Raw genomic sequence first — 14,929 nt, forward strand, 5'->3', positions numbered from 1 at the left:
ATATATGTGCTACAATGTAGCTACATTATTAAAAGAGAATTTTATGTCTGTTGGTTCTATTGTTCGAGCTCGCATTAATGAAGACGTGAAAGAAGAAGCAACTGTAGTGCTTGCTGCTATGGGACTTACTGTATCCGATGCTGTTCGTATGCTTCTATTTCGTGTTGCTCGTGAAAAAGCATTACCGTTTGAGCCTCTTATCCCAAATGATGAAACAATTAAAGCTATGAAAGCTGCAAGAAGCGGCAAATTAGTTCATGTTGGTAATATAAATAATTTGTTATCTGATTTAAATGAGAACGATTAAACGTACTGCACAGTTTAAACGTGACTATAAACGTGAAAAACGTAGAAAACACGGAATAAATTTGGATGATATTTTACTGAAAGCAGTTAAGTATTTAGTTGCTGATATAACATTACCTGTACATATGAGAGATCATGCTCTTATAGGTAATTGGAAAGATTGTAGAGATTGTCATATTAAGCCGGATTTAGTATTAATTTATAGAAAACCTAATACTGACACATTAGAATTAATACGACTAGGTTCACACAGTGAACTTGGTTTTTAATTATTTTGGAATAAAATAATTCTATATAAAAATCCTTATCTATGAAAAAAATTATTTTTAACAAACAACGAGATTTGATATCAATTATAGCACCGGCGTCAGGTTGTCCGGATGCTAGCGATAAACTAAAAGAAGCTATTAAAATACTAACTTTGCATGGTTTTAAAACTTTAATAGATGATAAGATTTTTTTAGGTGATGAATTGCCCTTTTTCGCGGCTCCTAAAGAGGAAAGGCTAAGAATGTTTAAAGAAGCTATGGAAAATGAGCAGGTTAAAATAATTTGGGCTTTTCGCGGTGGATATGGATGCAGTGAATTTGTAGAAGATTGTTTTAATATAAAGCAAAAAGGGGATAAAATCCTGATAGGCTATAGCGATATTACCGTTTTGCATTTATTACTAAATAACCATTATAATATCCCAACTATACACGGTTCAGTATTAACCTCGTTACTACCGCCTACTAATCAGGCTATTATGCCTATAATAGATATTCTTGAAGGGAAAAAGAGTGAAATACAACTTATACCTATAAATAAAATTAGCGAAGAAAATATAACAGGCAAGATAACAGGCGGCAATTTAACGGTTTTTAGCAAATTGATAGGAACTTCTATTGACCTAAAAAAGGGTAATATATTACTGCTTGAAGATATTAATGAAAAAGCCTATGCCGTGCATCGTAATCTAGTTCAATTAAAAAATGTTGGTATATTTGAGGGCATAAAGGCAATAATTTTTGGTGATTTTACTAAAGGGGATGAGTTTGTAGAACAAGCTATAAAAAGTTTTTGTTTAAATCATATTCCGCATATAGAAGCTTATAAAGTAGTAGGAATAGGGCATGGAGAGGTAAATCATCCGGTTATTATGAATCATGAAGTAATTATAAACAGTAATGTTTTAAGCTTTACTACCCCTTTTGAAATAGTAGAAAACAAATGATAAATTCTATCAGAATAGGTACAAGAAAAAGTCCCCTTGCTTTAATACAAACTAATTTAGTTATTCAGCGAATCAAACAATATTTTCCTGATATTAATTGTGAAATAGTACCAATTATTACTAGCGGGGATTTAATCCAAAATAAACCATTATACGATATAGGAGGTAAAGCTTTATTTTTAAAGGAAATAGAGCAAGCCTTGTTTGATAAAAAAATTGACTTAGCCGTTCATTCTTTAAAAGACGTACCCGGTAGAATACCTGAAGAGCTAGTAATTGCCGCTGTTTTAGAGCGTGAAGACCCTAGAGATGTTTTTGTATGTTTAAATTATAAATCCATAGAAGAACTGCCGCAAAATGCCGTAATAGGTAGCTCGGCAGTACGAAGAAAAGCATTCATCCAAAAAATAAGACCGGATTTAAAGGTAACGTTTTTTAGGGGGAATGTTGATTCAAGAATAAAAAAGTTAATGACTGCCGAAGTTGACGCAACGATTTTAGCATATGCAGGGCTTAAAAGGCTAGGGGCGTTTAATCCGGAGTATTGTCACCTTATAGATTATGCTCAGATGCTGCCGTGTATAGGGCAGGGAGTCATTGCAGTTGAAATACGACAAGATGATAATGCTATGCTTGAGATATGCAACCAAATTAATCACCTTCCTACCTTTGAGCTAATAAAACCTGAAAGAGCTTTTTTAGAATATCTATATGCTAATTGCCGTACACCGATTGCTGCTTACTCTAAATATTTAGATGCAGATAATATAAAAACCGATTTCATGTTAAGTAACCTTGACGGTAGTAAAATAACCTTCCATACTGAAACCACAAATACAAAAACCTCAAAAGAAGCAGCTATAAAAGCCGCTAAGGTGATGTTAAATCAGCTAGACGAATAGACTTCTTAAATATCTAAATTTGAAAGGTATTATCATGACAATACAAATAAAATTTTAGTTATTACCTAATATCTCAGTATCAGTTTGATTTATTGATTCATTGAATTCTATAAGCGAACTTTCTGCTGAAATTTGTTTTTCATCAGTAAATTTTTTATTAAAAATATACTAAAAAGGAATTTTAAAAATGCAATAGAAATTCAGCTAAGAATATAAATTAAGTAACGTATAATTAATAATTGTAATGAGTAGGGTTTGGTGGTAATGATATAGTAAAAAAATTAATTGAGGTATTATATGAAAACGATTTTACTTGTAGCACTACTTAGTTCTCAATATATAGGTGATAACAGTAATGCATTAGGAATTAGAGCAGCATTAAATGAGGGTTATAAGAACAAAGGTTTTGAAGTTGAGAATGTTGATATAAAGATTGAAGAATTAAAGAATACTCAAATAAATACTAATCAGGCAGAAAAGCAAGTTATCTTTATAGGTGCAGGACTTGATGGGATCAAAGGATTTGATATCTTAAAATCAATGAAAAATAATAGTAAATTTATTTGGAGCGGGCATCAGCTACCGGTAGAAGTAAAGGATAATTTAGAAGTTTTAGATACGATATCATTACCTTTTTATGCTTTAAACGAAGAGCAAAAAACACATATTAAGCAAGCAAATCCTGAAATTAAATTAATAGAAACTATAGGCATACCTCATAACCTTACACGAGAAGAATGCATAAATGATTATAATGATTTTAAAAATAACGGAAAGATCCCTGCTTCTCCTAACGGTTATATAATTACTTGTTTAGCAGGCGATGCACAGGATTCCCAAAGAAATATAAAATTTTATACAGAAGATGAAGCATATGAGTTAGGAAAGCAGTTGGCTAAAATTGCGAAAGATAAAAATATGATACTTTTAGCAACTAACGGTCCTAGAACCGGTCAATATAATCCGGAAACTAAAGCAAAACTTTCAGTACACAAACAAGAAGATCAATTAGATAAAGTTAGTCAAAAATTCTTAGAGGGAGTTAAATCCGAAAAAATAGAACCAATATTTGAAAATTTTGTATTTGGAGTAAAAAGTGTATTTAACGGGTATTTAGGGGCAGCTTTAGAAAATCCACAAAGCATCGTAATTATTCCAGGCGAATTTTCAACCCAAGTGACCATAGGTACAAATTTATTGCCAGGGCAAGTATATATTAAGCCTAATCAGGCAATGAATGATATACATGAATTACAAGTAAATAAATTATTGGAAAAAGGAATAAAAATATTTAATGGTGATGAAAAAGCATTAACTCCATATCCCTTTACTATAATTCCTAATGATGCGAATATAATAGCAGAGCAGTTTATCGAATCTAATGATACTAAACTAATGGGCGATATAGAGTGAGAATAAGTTAGTAAACCTCTTTGGAAATTATCCTTCTATAGGGGCGATTTGTACGTTGATCCGGTACTCGAATCCTCACGCACTAGAGGTGCACTGAGGTTCGAGGTGAAGTATTTTCTTCAAATTCCTCTCTAAATCCTCGTTTCTGAAGAGGTTTATTACATGGTACAAAAATAGACTTTAGATAATTAGATATATACTCCATGAAAACGATTATAGAGATAAAAAAAGATTATTTAAGAGATATGGACTTATATCCTCTTTCTCTTGGGCAAGAGGGAGAAACTACAAACCCTCAACCGGATAAATGTAATAATTTTAACTATAGAAAAAATGATGGAAGCCCAACGTATTTAATGCAGCATTACACGTTTGTTGATTTTAATGAGACGATAAAAATATTTACTACTAATGAGTCACTATCAGCTCATTATGTTATAACAAGCGATGGTACGATTCAAGAATTTGTTGCTCCGCAGTATAGAGCTTACCATGCAGGACCGGGTAATTTGTCTATAGGTTCTAAATTAAATCCTAATTTAGCTTCTAATATAATAAAAGACGATCTGAATAGTTGGAGTATAGGAATTGAGAATGTTAATAACGGAAACGAAGAATTTACACCAGAACAGATAGAAGCTAATGTCCTGTTGTGTGAGCATTTATGCAATATGTATTCTTCTCTTAATCCTAAGCTTATGCTAAGCCATGCAGATTGGCTTTATGACAAAATTGATCCAGGTCCATATTTTCCTTACGAATTATTAGCAAATTCTAGCGAGAAATATGAGGTAACACGAAATTTTGGTATATATCCTAGAAAAGCTGAATTACAGTTAAAACAAAAACCAGAAGAGGTTTTATCTTATAAAGAGCAAGCAGCTAGAGAAGATATAGAACATTATCAATCTTTATTAAGAGAATATGGTTATGATATAGATGAAGAAGAAAACGGAGTATTGGGTACAAAAACCTTACAAGCTGTATTAGCGTATAACCTTCATTTTAATGGACCTGAAATACTAAATGATGAGTTAAAAAAACAAGCATGGAATGATTTATGGTGTAATTTCAGTAATTATGAGACACGAATGTTATTAAGTCAATTAACTGAGAATGATGTAAAATGTTTGGCGGATATTTTAGATCAGTACTAAGAGCTCATTTATCTTAAATATCCGATATTTAGGGATTTTAAATCAATATGTGATCATAATCTTATTAACTTATAATAAGCCTAATTCATTTATATCTTTTGTCAGCCCTGACAATTCTTCATTAATTCGATCAAAGCAACTTAACCAAGGAAAATGTCCTGTACCATGTAGCTCAATTATTTTGATGTTAGGACGAGACCATTCTGTATTTCCCAAAAATAATTTAATAGGAAGTAATCTATCGTCATGACTTCCAATAATTAACGTCGGTAATTTTTCAGGTATCCAGCTATGTTGATACCAGTTATGAAACTCTTGATCACCCCATATTCTCGTTTTTATATTATACGGACTCAATTCTAGTATCTTCGTTCCTTCTGTGATTTCGTGTTCACAAAATATATATGGGATATTTGCATAAAAAAACTTCTTTAATTGATGATCCGTTGGGTTTGTATATAACTCCTTTAGATCATTGCTTATATCCGGTAAATTATATTTAGTAGCAGCTTCTTTTATTAATCCAATCCAACTATTATCCGGAGCACTATTCATTATAACTAAGCCTACTAATAATTTTTCTAAACTATCTATGGTTAACGCAAACATACCGCTAAAAGAATGGGTAACAAGTATACAAGGGTGTAATTTAGTTACTACTTCTATTAAACCGGACTTCCAATCTTCATAACTTATTTCTTCAGTATTACGATTATCACCATCTCCAGGAAAATCTCCTATAAATAATGAGCCTTGTAAATCCAATCTTGCCACGAAATCAATCAAATAATTAGCTCCCATACCAGGACCACCAGGAAGAAAAAGCCAATTAAGTTTATGGACATTGTCTTCTTTTAATTTATTTAGCCTATAATTTTTTATAAATGAATAATCAGTTTTTATTTCTTCCTCTTTCATATAAATCCCTTATATTGTTTTAACAAAAATAACTATGTATACTAAAAGTATATATAATTCGTTATATAAATTCAACTTATATACCTTGTTTATCTAAGAAAGGTTGCAAAAGAATATTATAACTAGAGAACATTTTTATAAAGACAAGCACAATTAAAAGAGCACCAAGACAGTATAGACGATAGATTATTTAGAAAGCTCCTAGACTTTATTTGTGTAACGACAAATGCGTATAAAACTTTTAAAGGTTCGACAACTACCGAAAAAAAGGAATTTTTAAATTCTGTATTTACGAACCTAAATTTGAAAGGCGGAAACCTTGATTACTTCTTGGCTTTCCCGTTCGATAAGCTACAAGAATTGGCTAGTTGTCCAGACTGGCGGATAGGGTGGGATTCGAACCCACGGTACGGTTGCCCGTACGCCAGTTTTCAAGACTAGTGCCTTAAACCGCTCGGCCACCTATCCAAGAAGATTCATACCAAATAATCTTATATATTTCAAGGGAAATCTTGAAATATATAAATTTAAATTACAAATCCGAATTGCTCTTTAACTTCGTTAACCGTTTCAGAAGCCCTAATTCTTGCTTTTTCTGCTCCAATGCGTAGTATTTTTAATAAATATTCTTTATCATTCATTAATTCTAAATATTTATCACGTATCGGTTGTAGATTTGTAATAATAATTTCTGTCAAATCTTCTTTAAATTTTGCAAAACCTTGGTTCTGATAATTATTGATTATTTTTTCTAAACTTTCTTCGGATAAACTTCTATAAATATCTAATAAATTACTAATTTCCGGTCTTGTTTCTTTATCATAGCTAACAAAGCTTAAATGATCGGTTTTGGCTTTTTTTATTTTTTGATGAATAAGATCGTTATCGTCTTTTAAATTGATACGGGAAAAATCCGAAATATCAGATTTACTCATTTTCTTTAATCCATCCCGTAAGCTCATGATTCTTGTACCTGTTTCACTAATTAAAACCTCAGGAACTTTTAGAATTTCTTTATCAAATCTCCTATTTATCACCCCTGCAATATCTCTTGTTAGTTCTAGATGCTGTTTTTGGTCTTCACCGACAGGCACTATATCGGCTTTATATATCAATATATCGGCTGCCATAAGTACCGGATAAGAAAATAATCCAAGGCATGCTTTCTCTTGATCGCTTCCGGCTTTATCTTTAAATTGCGTCATTCGCTTTAACCATCCAAGCGGTGTAACACAATTTAGTAGCCAAGCAAGTTCTGCATGCTCTTTTACCATACTCTGGGCAAAAATCGTTACTTTGTCGGGGTTAAGCCCTGCTGCTAAATAAACGGCAAGAACCCCCATAATTGAATTATTAAGTTCTAAGGGCTTAATATCAACCGTGATAGCATGCAAATCCGCTAAGAAGAAAAAACAATTATATTCTTCCTGCATTTTAACCCAATTTCTAATTGAACCTAAATAGTTACCGAGATGTAAAGAACCGGTTGCTTGCACACCGGAAAGAACAGTTTTTTTCATTATAATACCTTAATTTATTTTACTCGCTATAAATTTATGTTATATATACTCGATGAACTTGAAAAATTGGCTACGTTGTTTTTCATTTTTAATCTTCACGTAAATTTAACTACGCTGCGGTTAAAAATCTCAAAACGCCTTGCTCTTTTTCAAGTTGATCTTCGTATACTAATTATATTAATTTTTTGTTAAATTATGCTTTGGCGTTTAAGAATTTTATCATTTTACGGATTATTATCATTATTCACATTTATTTTTTTTCTTATATGTTACATACCCGTAACATTTTTCAATGTCAACTATCAAATAAGATACAGAATTGCCATTATTTTTTCTTATGCTTTTGTGTGGCTTGCAAAAATTTGTTGCGGTCTTAAATATGAAGTAGAGGGGCTTGAGAAATTACCGAAAACAATCTCAGTAGTCGTGTCTAATCACCAATCCTTTTGGGATCAAATGTTTATGCAGCTAATTATCCCTAAACATTCTTGGGTATTAAAGCGTGAATTATTTAACATACCTTTGCTTGGTTGGGGGCTTCGGATGGTTAAACCTATTGCGGTTGACCGTGGTACTAATAGCTCGGTTGCTCAGATTTTAAGAGAAGGTCAGGAAAAAATAAAAGAAGGGCTATGGTTAATAATATTTCCGGAATCAACCAAAGTCCCACCTGATAGAACAGTAAAATTTAAGCCAAGTGCCGTAAAGCTTGCTTCAATTACTAAAGTTCCAATTGTAATGATGGCTCATAATGCCGGTTTATTTTGGCCTAGAGGGTTTTGGTTTAAGCAGCCTGGAACTATAAAGGTAAAGATTATAGGTGTAATAGAAAAAGAAGAAATAGAACAAACAGACGTACGTATACTTAATGACAAGGTTGAGCAAATTATTAACAGTGAAAAGCAAAAATTATTAAATTAATATTAGGTTTTAAAAATAATTAGTATTATCATAAAATTACAACCTAGTTCTTATGGAGGTATTTATGGTAAGTACAGCACCGTTAAAATTAATTGCAGTTATCGATAGTAAGCAAATGATGCTTTACGACGCGTTGGGGATTAAAATTACTACTAATAAACCTTTAAAATTATCTTTGGATTTAGAGGAGCATCACCACCATAGAGAAAAAAGACAAAGCCTTTACCAAAATAAATCTACACCGGCTTCGTTATTTGAGCCGCATACTTCGCTAAAAGATATAGAACATAAAGAAGCAGCAAGGAGCGTTATTAAACATCTAGAGAAAGTAACTACCGCTGATCAAGCTAAATATAAGGAATTGATTATTGTAGCAGAACCGCAAATGCTTGGATGTATTAGACAAGAGCTTAAAAACGGTTTAAAAAAGATGATTACTAAAGAAATTGCTAAGGATTTAGTGCAACATAGTGCAGATGCAATAGAGCGAGCAGTATTCTCTTAGATAATAATGAATAGCAAATTACAAAAGTAATTTGCTATTGGTCTTAAAATAAATCGGAATGAGTGCCGGTACGATATAAAATAATTATATCTTTTTTTATTTCATATATTAATAGCCAATCAGGTTCAATATGACATTCCCATTTTGGGTAATGATCACCTGTGAGTTTATGAGGTCTATATTTTTGTGGTAAAGTAATATTGTTTATAAGCATATTCACTATTGCTTGTATTTTTTTGATATTTTTACCTCTTTTAACCAATCGTTTTTAATCGCGATTAAAAATTACTGTAGAGTGAATTTGTTTCATTTAGCTATGTCGTCTAAAAATTTTTCAAATTGTTTTAAATTATAGCTTTCAAACTCACCGTTTTCTGCCTGCTTAAATGATTCTAATGTTTCTTTATTAGGAATCTTAATATGTGGTTTGAAAGGCAAACCACCGCTATTTATACATTGATTTAGGAATATCCTCATAGCTTCCGACATAGTCATCCCCATTTGCTTAAATATTTCTTCTGCTTCTGTCTTTGTATCTGCTGAAATACGTAATCTAATATCTACCGTATTCATAATATAACTCTATTCAATTATTATCCGCTATTCTAGCATATATGGCGGCATGCGTCAATACAATCGATTATTTAGTGATAGTGTTTTAAAATATAAGAATAGTTGCACTAATAAGAAAAAGTGGTAAAATATCATATCAAACAAATTAAATATTATGAATAATTATGCCGCAAATTTATTTTAACGGTCCGAAAGGACGAATTGAAGGAAGATATGCAAAAGCTACCTCACCTAATGCTCCTATTGCATTAGTTCTTCATCCTCATCCTTTATATGAGGGTAATATGAATAATAAAGTAGTTTATAATGCCTATAAAATTTTAGCAGATAACGGTTATACCGTCTTACGTATTAATTTTAGAGGAGTAGGGGGATCGCAAGGTAAATTTGATAATGGAGTCGGTGAAGTTGTGGATGCTGGGGCAGCTCTCGACTGGTTACAGCAGAATAACCCAAATGCTCAGTCTAATCTGATATTAGGATTTTCTTTCGGAGCATGGATAGCTATGCAGCTTGTAATGAGACGTCCGGAAATAAATCATTTTATTGCTATTTCGCCGCCGGTTAATACAATTCATAAATATGACTTCTCATTCCTTTCACCTTGTCCCATCCCGGGATTTATATTACAAGGAGATAATGATAGTATAGTATCGGCAGATGATGTAAAAGACCTAGCAAATAGATTATCTAAGCAACAATCCCATATTAAAGTTGATTATAAAATTATCAATGGGGCTGACCATTTCTTTCGTTATAAAACTGAAGAATTTTCTAAAGCAATAAATGATTATTTAATAACGATCCAATCTAATTATCATCACCATAATAACAATGTAAATGAAGAAATTAGTAAGAGCCAAAAGAAACTATTTTTATATTAGGTTTTGTCTTATCCGTCATTGCTAGAAGACGTTGTTGTGTAGGTACCCAAGTCGTCATTGCGAGGAAGTTACGTAAGTAATTGACGAAGCAATCCAGTTATTATTTTTCTGGATTGCCATGCAGCCTACGGCTGCTCGCAATGACGATTTGCTATCCACATGGGAATGACATAAAAGAATCCATACAACAACCCCTATAATTCTAAATAAGCTTCTATTGCCAAAATTAATATTTCATCTTTTTTAGCATCTAACTCTTGAGTTAATTCTTCGTAAATTTGCCTATCTGATAGAGAAGTAAATTTTTTAAATAGCTGCACTAATTTTAAAGATGGAGTAATACGAAAAGCATCTTTTAATATTTTGGTCTTTTTATTAATATTAAGCTTATCATTTAAATTAAAGTAAAATTCTAGTAATTCGTCATTATAAAAATTTAAATCTATAGCTGTTTCCAAATAATCTATAGCATTAGCTGTATTATTACTTTCTACTTCTTGCTTTGCTGCTAATAAATAATACTCAGCAATTTCCGGCATAGACTCATGTTTGTGAAATTTTGCGAGCTTATTTGTTATAAAAGTAAATTTTGTCCATAGAGAAAGTCTAGCGTAACAACGCATTAAAGTAATTAAATTGTCACTATCAAGTTCATTGAAATTATAAGCCTTTGTTGCGTAATTTTCTGCTTTCTCATACAAGGATTTATCATAATAAAGTTTTGCTAGGTTTTTGCTACCGTAAAAAACAAATTCTTTAGATGTAATAAGTTTTTGAAAATAGGAAATTTTTCTATCTACATCCTCTTCAGTTACGGCTAAGATTAAATTATGGAATTCTTGTGAATCTTTTAGATCTTCAGAAGATAAATTTTTGCGGGCAATAGAAGCAGATTTAGCTTTATTATTCATAATATATTCGGCAAAAGCTAAAATTAAAGTATATCTATCATGATTAATTTTTCGTTTATTAAAAATATTATGTATTTTAGACGGTAAATCGATAATTAATATTAAAAATCTAATTACAATAAAACAAGAAACTAATGTTAATAATCCTAAAATAAGACTAAAGAATAAAGTAGTTTCAATATTATAATCGTATAAACTAATAAAAACTTTTGAATCAAAGCTCTCTATTAAAGTAAATCCGAAATAAAGCAATAAAAAAGCAGCACATATTAGCAATAACCTAAACATCTTTATTTACAAACTCCTGCATAAATTTTTCTGAATAAAGAAAATCGATTAGATAGTTTAATTTCTCTAAAATTAGAGCTTTATCCTGTTCTTTTGTCGTTATATCGGAAGGTTTTTTCTCAATTTTGATAAATTTCTCTAGCCATTTATGATTAATGGGGGAAATTACTTTCGTACTACTTGATTTTGAGAAAAGATAATTATTATTATATGCTTCTAAGTTCGTTAAAATATTCTTTATATCTATAGGTAACCAGTTGAAATATACTGTTTTTAGTTCTTTACTATAATCCTTATCTTGCATGAAATTATATACTAATAAATTTACGTTTAATAAGTAATTAATATAATCTAGAGTAGATATTTTTGAAGTATCTGCGGTATAATCAAGTGATTTGAATATGATTACTTTATCATTTATCGCTTTCCTATTAGCTATAGGCTTTGCTTCTTGCTCTTTATCTCTGGATGAAACTGAAATAGTTTCTAGTTTCTGTTCAGGCAACGCTTCAGGAAACTTTAAAGAACTTACGTAATTTAAAAGCGACTTAGTAGATAATAGAGGGGCTACTTCCTTTTCTTCTGCAGTATTTTCTTTATTTTCTACTGCTTGATCAGGAATTTGACTTAAATCTTTATTTTCACTTTTAAACAGTTTTAAAATATCGGCTCTATTATGATAAAAAGTAAAAGAAGATAAGACAAATATTACTATTGCTATAAAAAAGATGTTTTTGCTTTTAAATAAACTATCAAATTTTTGCATTTTCGGATAATAACTTGATTATATCGTTATGGTTTTGATCATCACAATAAACCACATTTTTTATAAAAGGTCTAACTATATTTGCGACTTTCAAACTTATAGCTACAACTAAACTATCTTGTAAGTATTCTAGTAAATTATTTTGAAGTAATAATCTTAAAAAAGTTTTAGCACTATTCTGAGAATAAAGAAGTATAAAGTCAATATTGTTTTCAAATTCTTTTACAATAGATACGGGCAACTCATTCAAATATTCTACATTATAAATGATATGTCTAGCTATTTTATTAGGCAAATCTTTAGTAATTTCATTTGAAGATAAATATATAGCCTGCTCATATAAATCAGGAGGAAAATGCTTAATCAAATCTTCCACGTTTTTAGCGGTATAGACTACTTTCTTGCCTAATAATCGTTTTGACTTACTACCTACTACCCAAATATCTTGCTTTAAGTCATATACCTTTGATACTTCAAGATTTGGTACGTCAAATTTCGGGATTCGCCTGTGCTCACGTATTTTTATACGCTGTGCAGACTCACCGCTTATTTGACTTCCAACGTTTGAAGTATCTGCGGTATACTTAGCTAGGATATTTGCCGCATATTTACTAGTAATTATTATATTTGAATAATCGTTTAAAATATCAATATTAAAATCTAGGGGTTCATATTTAATTAAAGGACAATGAATATAACGTAAATCTAAATTATATTGATTTATTTCCTTTATAGTTTCATTATTTTCTTTAATGCTTCTAGTTAATAAAACCGATTTCATACAATATTTGTACCCCAATATAAAAAGCAACCGCCCAAATAATAATAGCAGCTATTTTATTAATTATGGTTAAAATCGTACTACTTTTATTTAGCTTTCTGATATTATAACCTGCAACTGCTAAAGAAAAAAACCATATCCAAGATATAAGTATACAAGTTAAGTAAACATAATTTTTGCAATACCGTTATACTTTAAAGCACTAGTACCTATTACTATAATCGTATCCATAATTGCATGCGGATTTAATATTGACACCGATATAGCAAATAATATTTGTTTTTTAGCTGAAAAAGCCCCGGAATTCGTTGTAAGATCAATAGGCGGTTGATTCCAAGTATTATATCCCATATAGAGTAAAAAAATAAATCCAACAATAAATATAGTTAATTTTAATGTAGGAATTTCAAAAATTATCAAAGATAGACCAAGAACGGCAATACATATAAGGACAGTATCACACACCGAAGCAGCTATTATACTAGGTAAAGCTTTTTGAAACTTTGGCTGTGTAGCCCCTTGGTTGAATATAAAAATATTTTGTACTCCAAGCGGTATAATCAAACCTAGAGCTAAAATTATTCCATGTAAAAAAGCATTTAATATGTCGTTCATTGTAATTTATTTTTTATTTTTAATAATATCAACAAAGAGGGGATAGTTATAATAGTAGTAAATAAAAAGAAATTTTGCCAGCCGAAATTTACTACCATATAGCCTGAAATTATAGGAAAAATTGAGCGCGAAATCCCCATCATTGATGAAAGAAAAGAATATTGGGTAGCTCGGAACTTACCTTGACAGAGTGAAGAAATAAAAGCAATGTAAGCTGTCATTGTCATACCGCCGGTAATACTTTCTATTCCTATCGTAATAAATAATAATAAAAAGTTTTTACCGTTTATTTCAAGAAAAATAAATAAAATATGTCCTAAAGCGTGAATAATCCCAAATAAAAATATACTATTTAATATATTTTTATGTTTCATAATAAAGCCGCCAAGTAGTCCGCCGATTATCGCTCCTACAACACCCCAAAACTTTCCAACACTTGCTATTTCAAAAGCATCATACTCTAGATGAAGTAAAAACGGATTAATCATAACATTGATTAAGTTATCCGGTAATCTATATAATACTAAGAAAATTAATATAAGAATAATGAAATAAACAGAACCTATAGGTTTTAACGCATTATATATAAAATTTATTATGTTTTTTTTATTTTGATTATTTTTTATATCATTCTTGATTATCTGTATATGTATGTTCTCGTTTAAATAACAATACTTAATTCCTACAATCAATAAAATTAAATAAATAAATATTAAGCCGGCAAAGATTTTATATATTTCATTAAATGTAAAATAAATAGATAAATAAATAGCTCCGGAACCGGCTAAAAGCATACCGACCCGATAACCGAATATATATATTCCTGAAGTAAAACCAAGCGACTCTTTAGGTACTATTTCCGTTCTTAAAGCACTTAATATAGTATCTTGGGCGGCACTAAAAAAAGAAATAATTAAAGCCGTAAAGGTAAATAATACTAGATTAGTACGAGGATCTAGAAAGCTGAAAATATATATAAGAAATATTAACGCAGTACTAGTTAAGCAAATCCAAGCTAATCTATGACCGAATATTTTGTTTAAATATTTAATTTGCAGAGAATCAAATATTGGTGCTAACAAGAAATTAATAGAGTAGGGGAGAGTTATAAATGATAATATACCGATTGTTTGCAGTGCTATATCTTCTTTAGCAAGCCAATAATTTAAAGTATTACCGGTAATCATTAGATTAAAACCGCTAATAAGCCCAAACAACCAAATAATAAGTAAATGAGAGTTATTTAACATGAA

Annotated in this window: 17 protein-coding genes, 1 tRNA gene and 1 pseudogene; 9 read left to right on the forward strand and 10 right to left on the reverse strand. The window is 30.6% G+C overall.

The genetic code is table 11. The features are described from left to right. Positions 1–43: 43 nt before the first annotated feature. The 6 genes from H6P87_RS04010 (at position 44) to H6P87_RS04035 (ending at position 4,994) form a co-directional block, all read left to right on the forward strand. Positions 44–307 (forward strand): type II toxin-antitoxin system RelB/DinJ family antitoxin, encoded by a 264-nt coding sequence (locus H6P87_RS04010; protein WP_202070119.1) that lies wholly within the window; start codon positions 44–46, stop codon positions 305–307. Then, positions 294–575, forward strand: coding sequence for a type II toxin-antitoxin system YafQ family toxin (locus tag H6P87_RS04015; RefSeq protein WP_202068378.1), 282 nt, complete (start codon positions 294–296; stop codon positions 573–575). The genes H6P87_RS04010 and H6P87_RS04015 overlap by 14 nt, the downstream gene beginning before the upstream one ends. Positions 576–616: 41 nt before the next feature. Next, positions 617–1,522 (forward strand): LD-carboxypeptidase, encoded by a 906-nt coding sequence (locus H6P87_RS04020; protein ID WP_202068380.1) that lies wholly within the window; start codon positions 617–619, stop codon positions 1,520–1,522. After that, positions 1,519–2,424 (forward strand): hydroxymethylbilane synthase, encoded by a 906-nt coding sequence (gene hemC / locus H6P87_RS04025; protein ID WP_202068382.1) that lies wholly within the window; start codon positions 1,519–1,521, stop codon positions 2,422–2,424. Before H6P87_RS04020 ends, hemC begins: the two co-directional genes overlap by 4 nt. 297 nt (positions 2,425–2,721) lie before the next feature. Beyond that, positions 2,722–3,837, forward strand: a complete 1,116-nt coding sequence (locus tag H6P87_RS04030) for a hypothetical protein (RefSeq protein ID WP_202068384.1) — start codon at positions 2,722–2,724, stop codon at positions 3,835–3,837. A 203-nt stretch (positions 3,838–4,040) separates the two neighbouring features. Continuing rightward, a complete protein-coding gene (locus H6P87_RS04035; RefSeq protein ID WP_202068391.1) occupies positions 4,041–4,994 on the forward strand; it encodes an N-acetylmuramoyl-L-alanine amidase in 954 nt (317 codons plus the stop codon). Positions 4,995–5,063: 69 nt separating this feature from the next. On the opposite strand, the gene H6P87_RS04040 is transcribed toward H6P87_RS04035, so the two are convergent. The 3 genes from H6P87_RS04040 to trpS all read right to left on the reverse strand — a co-directional run bounded on the left by H6P87_RS04040 (position 5,064) and on the right by trpS (position 7,432). Beyond that, complete coding sequence (locus H6P87_RS04040) at positions 5,064–5,912, reverse strand: alpha/beta fold hydrolase (RefSeq protein ID WP_202068393.1); 849 nt, start codon at positions 5,910–5,912, stop codon at positions 5,064–5,066. Between the two features lie 378 nt (positions 5,913–6,290). Continuing rightward, positions 6,291–6,380, reverse strand: a tRNA-Ser gene (locus H6P87_RS04045). A gap of 59 nt (positions 6,381–6,439) precedes the next feature. Next, positions 6,440–7,432: a tryptophan--tRNA ligase gene (gene trpS, locus H6P87_RS04050; protein ID WP_202068395.1), complete on the reverse strand. Its 993-nt coding sequence runs from the start codon at positions 7,430–7,432 to the stop codon at positions 6,440–6,442. Between the two features lie 195 nt (positions 7,433–7,627). On the opposite strand from trpS, the gene H6P87_RS04055 reads away from it, so the two are divergent. Both H6P87_RS04055 and H6P87_RS04060 read left to right on the forward strand, forming a co-directional pair. Further along, positions 7,628–8,353, forward strand: a complete 726-nt coding sequence (locus tag H6P87_RS04055) for a lysophospholipid acyltransferase family protein (RefSeq protein ID WP_202068397.1) — start codon at positions 7,628–7,630, stop codon at positions 8,351–8,353. Positions 8,354–8,417: 64 nt separating this feature from the next. Beyond that, positions 8,418–8,858 carry a host attachment protein gene (locus H6P87_RS04060; protein ID WP_202068405.1) on the forward strand — a complete coding sequence of 147 codons (441 nt, stop codon included), beginning with the start codon at positions 8,418–8,420 and terminating at the stop codon, positions 8,856–8,858. Positions 8,859–8,901: 43 nt separating this feature from the next. On the opposite strand, the gene H6P87_RS04065 is transcribed toward H6P87_RS04060, so the two are convergent. Both H6P87_RS04065 and H6P87_RS04070 read right to left on the reverse strand, forming a co-directional pair. Beyond that, positions 8,902–9,072, reverse strand: coding sequence for a type II toxin-antitoxin system YafQ family toxin (locus tag H6P87_RS04065; protein ID WP_246437705.1), 171 nt, complete (start codon positions 9,070–9,072; stop codon positions 8,902–8,904). Between the two features lie 92 nt (positions 9,073–9,164). After that, complete coding sequence (locus tag H6P87_RS04070; protein WP_202068407.1) at positions 9,165–9,431, reverse strand: type II toxin-antitoxin system RelB/DinJ family antitoxin; 267 nt, start codon at positions 9,429–9,431, stop codon at positions 9,165–9,167. 164 nt (positions 9,432–9,595) lie between these two features. Between H6P87_RS04070 and H6P87_RS04075 the strand changes: the two genes are divergently transcribed. After that, positions 9,596–10,315, forward strand: coding sequence for an alpha/beta hydrolase (locus H6P87_RS04075; protein ID WP_202068409.1), 720 nt, complete (start codon positions 9,596–9,598; stop codon positions 10,313–10,315). A 194-nt stretch (positions 10,316–10,509) separates the two neighbouring features. Here H6P87_RS04075 and H6P87_RS04080 read toward each other — a convergent pair whose 3' ends face one another. From H6P87_RS04080 to H6P87_RS04100, 5 genes and pseudogenes are all read right to left on the reverse strand, one after another. Then, complete coding sequence (locus H6P87_RS04080; RefSeq protein ID WP_202068411.1) at positions 10,510–11,514, reverse strand: heme biosynthesis HemY N-terminal domain-containing protein; 1,005 nt, start codon at positions 11,512–11,514, stop codon at positions 10,510–10,512. Further along, positions 11,507–12,280: a palindromic element RPE2 domain-containing protein gene (locus tag H6P87_RS04085; RefSeq protein WP_202068413.1), complete on the reverse strand. Its 774-nt coding sequence runs from the start codon at positions 12,278–12,280 to the stop codon at positions 11,507–11,509. Before H6P87_RS04085 ends, H6P87_RS04080 begins: the two co-directional genes overlap by 8 nt. After that, entirely contained in the window at positions 12,267–13,061 is a 795-nt protein-coding gene (locus tag H6P87_RS04090) for a uroporphyrinogen-III synthase (RefSeq protein ID WP_202068415.1), read from the reverse strand. The genes H6P87_RS04085 and H6P87_RS04090 overlap by 14 nt, the downstream gene beginning before the upstream one ends. Beyond that, positions 13,039–13,676, reverse strand: a pseudogene (locus H6P87_RS04095) (LysE/ArgO family amino acid transporter). The gene H6P87_RS04090 and the pseudogene H6P87_RS04095 overlap by 23 nt, the downstream one beginning before the upstream one ends. Continuing rightward, the gene (locus tag H6P87_RS04100; RefSeq protein ID WP_202068417.1) at positions 13,673–14,926 is read right to left on the reverse strand and encodes an AmpG family muropeptide MFS transporter; all 1,254 of its coding nucleotides are present in this window, start codon (positions 14,924–14,926) and stop codon (positions 13,673–13,675) included. The pseudogene H6P87_RS04095 and the gene H6P87_RS04100 overlap by 4 nt, the downstream one beginning before the upstream one ends. Positions 14,927–14,929: the final 3 nt, after the last annotated feature.

Origin of the sequence: Rickettsia tillamookensis, from assembly GCF_016743795.2 — a bacterium.
Taxonomy (GTDB): Bacteria; Pseudomonadota; Alphaproteobacteria; order Rickettsiales; family Rickettsiaceae; genus Rickettsia; species Rickettsia tillamookensis.

Coding starts and splice junctions, on each gene's coding strand:
- H6P87_RS04085 (WP_202068413.1), bottom strand. CDS start 12,280: ATGCAAAAATTTGATAGTTTATTTAAAAGCAAAAACATCTTTTTTATA.
- trpS (WP_202068395.1), bottom strand. CDS start 7,432: ATGAAAAAAACTGTTCTTTCCGGTGTGCAAGCAACCGGTTCTTTACAT.
- H6P87_RS04070 (WP_202068407.1), bottom strand. CDS start 9,431: ATGAATACGGTAGATATTAGATTACGTATTTCAGCAGATACAAAGACA.
- hemC (WP_202068382.1), top strand. CDS start 1,519: ATGATAAATTCTATCAGAATAGGTACAAGAAAAAGTCCCCTTGCTTTA.
- H6P87_RS04075 (WP_202068409.1), top strand. CDS start 9,596: ATGCCGCAAATTTATTTTAACGGTCCGAAAGGACGAATTGAAGGAAGA.
- H6P87_RS04010 (WP_202070119.1), top strand. CDS start 44: ATGTCTGTTGGTTCTATTGTTCGAGCTCGCATTAATGAAGACGTGAAA.
- H6P87_RS04020 (WP_202068380.1), top strand. CDS start 617: ATGAAAAAAATTATTTTTAACAAACAACGAGATTTGATATCAATTATA.
- H6P87_RS04040 (WP_202068393.1), bottom strand. CDS start 5,912: ATGAAAGAGGAAGAAATAAAAACTGATTATTCATTTATAAAAAATTAT.
- H6P87_RS04035 (WP_202068391.1), top strand. CDS start 4,041: ATGAAAACGATTATAGAGATAAAAAAAGATTATTTAAGAGATATGGAC.
- H6P87_RS04080 (WP_202068411.1), bottom strand. CDS start 11,514: ATGTTTAGGTTATTGCTAATATGTGCTGCTTTTTTATTGCTTTATTTC.
- H6P87_RS04030 (WP_202068384.1), top strand. CDS start 2,722: ATGAAAACGATTTTACTTGTAGCACTACTTAGTTCTCAATATATAGGT.
- H6P87_RS04055 (WP_202068397.1), top strand. CDS start 7,628: ATGCTTTGGCGTTTAAGAATTTTATCATTTTACGGATTATTATCATTA.
- H6P87_RS04015 (WP_202068378.1), top strand. CDS start 294: ATGAGAACGATTAAACGTACTGCACAGTTTAAACGTGACTATAAACGT.
- H6P87_RS04090 (WP_202068415.1), bottom strand. CDS start 13,061: ATGAAATCGGTTTTATTAACTAGAAGCATTAAAGAAAATAATGAAACT.
- H6P87_RS04065 (WP_246437705.1), bottom strand. CDS start 9,072: ATGCTTATAAACAATATTACTTTACCACAAAAATATAGACCTCATAAA.
- H6P87_RS04060 (WP_202068405.1), top strand. CDS start 8,418: ATGGTAAGTACAGCACCGTTAAAATTAATTGCAGTTATCGATAGTAAG.
- H6P87_RS04100 (WP_202068417.1), bottom strand. CDS start 14,926: ATGTTAAATAACTCTCATTTACTTATTATTTGGTTGTTTGGGCTTATT.